The organism is Streptomyces sp. A012304 (assembly GCF_026008495.1).
Taxonomy (GTDB): domain Bacteria; phylum Actinomycetota; class Actinomycetes; order Streptomycetales; family Streptomycetaceae; genus Streptomyces.
Map to the genome: position 1 here is coordinate 1 of NZ_BQUN01000109.1, position 5010 is coordinate 5010.

Genomic DNA, 5010 nt, shown 5'->3' on the forward strand with positions numbered 1-5010 from the left:
CCCCGGAGCCCTCCCCGTCCCCGATCCCACCGGGCCCCGAACCCGTCCCCAACCCGGAACCGGGTCCTCCACTCACCTGACCGTCCCCTCATCGGTGGGCGACCGGGCTCCGCTCACCTGACCGTCCCCATCGGTGGGCGACCGGGAACGCCGCCCACCGCAACGCCGTCAGAGGGGTGGGAAACCGCGCGACCGGCCCGGGGCCCGGACCAACCCCCCTTACTCGTCCGCAACCCACCCACTGGGCCCGGAACCAGCCCCGCCCGAGCGTCGGCCGCCCTCACCCACGCCCTACGCGTCGACCTCCGACCGATCCCCGCCCCACAACGTGTGGAACGCGCCCTCCCGGTCCACCCTCCGATACGTGTGCGCACCGAAGAAGTCCCGCTGCCCCTGCGTGAGCGCCGCGGGCAGCCGCTCCGCGCGCAACGCGTCGTAGTAGGCGAGCGCCGCCGAGAAGCCCGGCGTGGGAACGCCCTGGAGGGTCGCGGACACCAGCACCTCCCGCCAGGAGTCCTGCGCGGCGGCGATCTCCCGGGCGAACGTCTCGTCCGACAGCAGGCTCGGCAGGCCGGGCCGGGCGTCGTACGCGGCGCGGATACGGTCGAGGAAGGCCGCGCGGATGATGCAGCCGCCGCGCCAGATCGCGGAGACGGCGCCGAGGTCGATGTCCCAGCCGTACTCCTCGCTGCCCGCGGCGATCTCGTGGAAGCCCTGTGTGTACGACACGATCTTCGAGGCGTACAGCGCCTGCTCCACCCGGTCGGCGAAGACCTGCGCCTCCGCCCGGTCCAGCGCGGCCGGCTTGGGCCCGGCCAGCCCCCGCGAGGCCTCCCGCAGCCCCGCGTGGCCCGACAGCGACCGGGCGAAGACGGCCTCCGCGATGCCCGACACCGGCACGCCCAGGTCCAGCGCGATCTGCACGGTCCAGCGGCCGGTGCCCTTCTGCTCCGCCTGGTCCACCACCACGTCCACGAACGGCCGGCCCGTCGCCGCGTCCACGTGCGAGAGCACCTCGGCGGTGATCTCGATCAGATAGGAGTCGAGCCTGCCGGTGTTCCAGGTGCGGAAGATCTCCGCGATCTCGGCGGGGGAGTAGCCGGCCACGTCCCGCAGCAGCTGGTAGGCCTCACCGATCAGCTGCATGTCGGCGTACTCGATGCCGTTGTGGACCATCTTCACGAAGTGCCCGGCACCGTCCGGACCCACGTGCGTCACACAGGGCGCCCCGTCCGCCGCATTCGCGGAGATCCGCTCCAGCATGGGCCCCAGCGACGCGTACGACTCCGTCGAGCCGCCCGGCATGACGCTCGGCCCGTGCAGCGCGCCCTCCTCGCCGCCGGAGATGCCCGTGCCGACGAAGTGCAGGCCCCGCTCGCGCAGTTCGCGCTCCCGGCGCCGGGTGTCCGCGAAGTGCGCGTTGCCTCCGTCGATGATCATGTCGCCGGGTTCCAGGAGCGGGGCGAACTCCTGGATCACCGCGTCGGTCGGCTCACCGGCCTTCACCATGATCACCAGGCGGCGGGGCCGTTCCAGCGCCGCCACGAACTCCTCGGCGGTCCGGGCCGCGACGAAGTCGCCCTCGTGTCCGAACTCCTCGACCAGCGCGTCCGTGCGCGACGGCGTCCGGTTGTGCACCGCGACCGTGTAGCCGTTGCGCGCGAAGTTGCGGGCCAGATTGCGGCCCATGACCGCGAGTCCCGTGACGCCGATCTGGGCTGAAGTGCTCATACGGTGTGGCTCCTCAAGGATCCTGTGCTCGTGGGCCGCGGTGACGGTCCGCCGACCATCCTGGCGCGCCGGTGCGTGGGCCGCACGTCCTGTCGCGCGTGGCGCGTACCCCGGCGCAACCGGTGTGTCACCCGCTTCAGTTGAGCCAGTGCGGCCGATAGTCGTCTTGTCACGGCCTGTGAGCGCCCCTTACTTTTGCCCCTCCTGACGCATGTCGAGGGGGATCTCCATGGCCGTACGCGGCCGGCACCGCCGGTATCAGCCGAACAGGATCAACCGCGCCTCACTCACGGTCACGGCAGGTGGCGCCGGTATGGCGATCCCGCTGATCGGCGCCACGGCCGCACAGGCGGCCGACGTGGACACCTGGAACAAGGTCGCCGCGTGTGAGTCGAGCAACGACTGGAACATCAACACCGGCAACGGCTATTACGGCGGGCTGCAGTTCACCCAGTCCACCTGGGAGGCGTACGGCGGCACGCGGTACGCGCCCCGCGCCGATCTCGCCACCAAGGACCAGCAGATCGCCGTCGCCGAGAAGGTGCTGGACGGCCAGGGGCCGGGCGCCTGGCCCGCCTGCTCGGTCCGGGCCGGACTGACCCGGGGCGGCGACACCCCGGACATCCACCCGGCCGGTACGCAGGCCTCCCAGGCCGAGGCCGCGCCGCAGTCCGAGAAGAGGAAGCCCGCGCGGACCTCGCTGCGGGACGTGCAGCCGCAGAGCACGCCGCAGTCGCGGGCCGGCACGGCCGAGATGTACACCGTCGTCCGCGGCGACACCCTCTCCGGCATCGCCGACGAGCAGGAGGTCCGGGGCGGCTGGCAGCGCCTGTACACCGCGAACCGCGCGACCATAGGCGCCGATCCCGACCTGATCGTGCCGGGCCAGCGGCTGAGCCTGCGCGCCAAGGCCACCGCCCCCACGGCCCCGGGCAAGGCCGCCTCCCCGCAGACCGGGGAGAAGAAGACGACCGGCAAGAAGAAGACGTCCGGCCAGCAGACCGACAAGAAGACGACCGGCCAGCAGACCGGGAAGAAGAAGACCACCGGGACCCGCACCCTGGTCGCGCCGGTCGACGCGGCCCTGGGCACGCCGTACCACGCGCGCGGTTCCTCCTGGTCGAAGGGCTACCACACCGGCGTCGACTTCCCCGTGCCCACCGGCACCTCCGTGCAGGCCGTCGCGGCGGGCCAGGTGGTGACCGCGGGCTGGGGCGGTTCCTTCGGCTACCAGGTCGTCGTCCGGCACACCGACGGCCGCTACTCGCAGTACGCGCACCTGTCGGCGATCTCCGTACGGGACGGTCAGACGGTGAGCGCCGGACAGCGCGTCGGCCGCTCCGGCTCCACCGGCAACAGCTCGGGCCCGCATCTGCACTTCGAGGTGCGGACGGGGCCCGGTTTCGGTTCCGACATCGACCCGGTGGACTACCTGAGGGCCGGAGGCGTCAGGATTTGACCCGCACCCGGTGCCGGTCGAGAGCCGGCGCCGGGACGTACACCTTCGCGATCGCCTCGGCGGTACCGACCGGCAGGACGAGGATGTCCTCGCGTGCCTCGTCCGCCGGCTCCGCGCGCCGCGCCGGGGCCGGCTGCCGCGGGAAGTCGTCCAGGGCGTGGAGACCGTCGAGCAGGTCGTCGGCCGTCGTCCGGGCCGGCGCCGGGGCGTGGGTCTCCTGGAGCCGCTCGGTCGTCAGCAGGATCAGACCGCCCGCCGCCACCACACCGCAGCCCAGCGCGAGCACGGTGCCCGTGGTGCCGTAGCGGAACGTCTCACCGAACATCGTGATGCCGACCGCCGCCGCCACCACCGGGTTGACCACGGTCAGCGTGGCCAGCGGGGCCGCGAGGCCGCCGCCCTTGTAGGAGGCCTGCGACAGCAGCATGCCCGCCGTGGCCAGCACGCCGATGACGGCGAGCGAGGGCAGGTCGGCCGCCGAGACGCCGCCCGCCCAGTCGACGGCGACGGTCTTGGTGAACACCGACGACATGCCGAAGGCGATGCCGGACGCGGTCGCCAGCAGCATGCTGCGCACCGCCGGGTGCCGGTGCGCGGCCCGCCCGGCGATCATCAGCGCCAGGACAGCGCCGCCCGTGAGCACCGCCGCGGCCACCCGCTGCGGGGTGCTCAGCGACTGCGCGTCGGCCGCGCCGACCAGCGACAGCAAACCCGCAAGACCGATCGTCGCCATGAGCGCGCCCCGCCAGGCCGTCGCCCCCGCCGTGCGGCCGACGAACACCGCCGCCATCGGCAGCGCGACCACGATGGTCAGCGCGCCCAGCGGCTGCACCAGGCTGAGGGGGCCGTAGGCGAGCGCCACCACGTGGAGCACACCGCCGAGACCGTTCAGCGCCACCGCCGCCCACCAGCCCGTGCGGCGCAGCGGCGCGTACTGTTCGCCGGGGGAGGACACCGCGACCTGCTCCTGCACGATCGCCCCGGCCGCGTAGGCGACGGCCGACACGAGCGACAGGAGCACGGACAACGCGAGGGCGCTCATGAGCTGCTCCTCTGCGGGAGGCGGGCGCGTCGTGCGCGGCGCGGCGTACGGTCGGCTTTCATGAAGAACACGATGCCCTGTCGATCTGTTCCCCGTCGTCGTCCCTGAGCACTCAATGGGTCCTACTGCCGATGGAGTACGACGGCCTCACTGTCCTCCCCAGGGTGGGTGAGAACTCCGGGATCCCCCCGACCACGTTCCCCCACGATCCTTGCTACCGGTATTCATTCGCCGTGCTCCGGCCTTCAGGCCGGGGTGAAGCGAATCTGGTGGTCGCGACGCGGAGCGTCGCGGTGACGTTCCGGCGGAGCCGGACCCTGCTTGGTGACGGTGACGGCTCGCTCGGATGTTCCCGGTTACGGCGTGGGTTCGACGTGCCTAGTGTGATCGTCATGCAGCTTCGGTACAGCTTCCGCCTGTACCCGGACGCCGCTCAGCAGGCCTCGCTGGCCAGGGCGTTCGGGTGCGCCCGCGTCGTGTTCAACGACGCGGTCCGCGCCCGCGAGGACGCCCGGACGGCCGGACGGCCGGGCGGCCGTTCCCGACGGCCGGACAGCTGTCCCGGAAGCTGATCACCGAGGCGAAGCAGACAGCCGGGCGTGCCTGGCTGGGCGAGGTGTCCGCGGTGGTCCTCCAGCAGTCCCTGCGGGACGCCGAGAGGGCCTGCCGCAACTTCTTCGCCTCCCGCACCGGCACCCGCAAAGGTCCGAAACTGGGCGCACCGCGCTTGAAGTCCCGCAAGGACCACCGGCAGTCGATCCGGTTCACCGCGAATGCC

Annotated in this window: 3 protein-coding genes and 1 pseudogene; 2 read left to right on the plus strand and 2 right to left on the minus strand. The window is 72.5% G+C overall.

Annotated features, from left to right (window positions below):
• Positions 1–291 precede the first annotated feature (291 nt).
• Entirely contained in the window at positions 292–1731 is a 1440-nt protein-coding gene (gene gndA, locus ALMP_RS27690; protein ID WP_264933134.1) for an NADP-dependent phosphogluconate dehydrogenase, read from the minus strand.
• A 229-nt stretch (positions 1732–1960) separates the two neighbouring features.
• Between gndA and ALMP_RS27695 the strand changes: the two genes are divergently transcribed.
• The gene (locus tag ALMP_RS27695) at positions 1961–3190 is read left to right on the plus strand and encodes a transglycosylase family protein (protein ID WP_264933136.1); all 1230 of its coding nucleotides are present in this window, start codon (positions 1961–1963) and stop codon (positions 3188–3190) included.
• Here ALMP_RS27695 and ALMP_RS27700 read toward each other — a convergent pair.
• Entirely contained in the window at positions 3180–4232 is a 1053-nt protein-coding gene (locus ALMP_RS27700) for a DMT family transporter (protein WP_264933138.1), read from the minus strand. The genes ALMP_RS27695 and ALMP_RS27700 overlap by 11 nt on opposite strands.
• A 392-nt stretch (positions 4233–4624) precedes the next feature.
• Here ALMP_RS27700 and ALMP_RS27705 point away from each other — a divergent pair.
• Positions 4625–5010: pseudogene (locus ALMP_RS27705) on the plus strand (helix-turn-helix domain-containing protein); the annotation flags it as partial.

Excerpts from the sequence above, each read along its gene's own strand:
- gndA (WP_264933134.1), bottom strand. The coding sequence starts at position 1,731 with ATGAGCACTTCAGCCCAGATCGGCGTCACGGGACTCGCGGTCATGGGC.
- ALMP_RS27695 (WP_264933136.1), top strand. The coding sequence starts at position 1,961 with ATGGCCGTACGCGGCCGGCACCGCCGGTATCAGCCGAACAGGATCAAC.
- ALMP_RS27700 (WP_264933138.1), bottom strand. The coding sequence starts at position 4,232 with ATGAGCGCCCTCGCGTTGTCCGTGCTCCTGTCGCTCGTGTCGGCCGTC.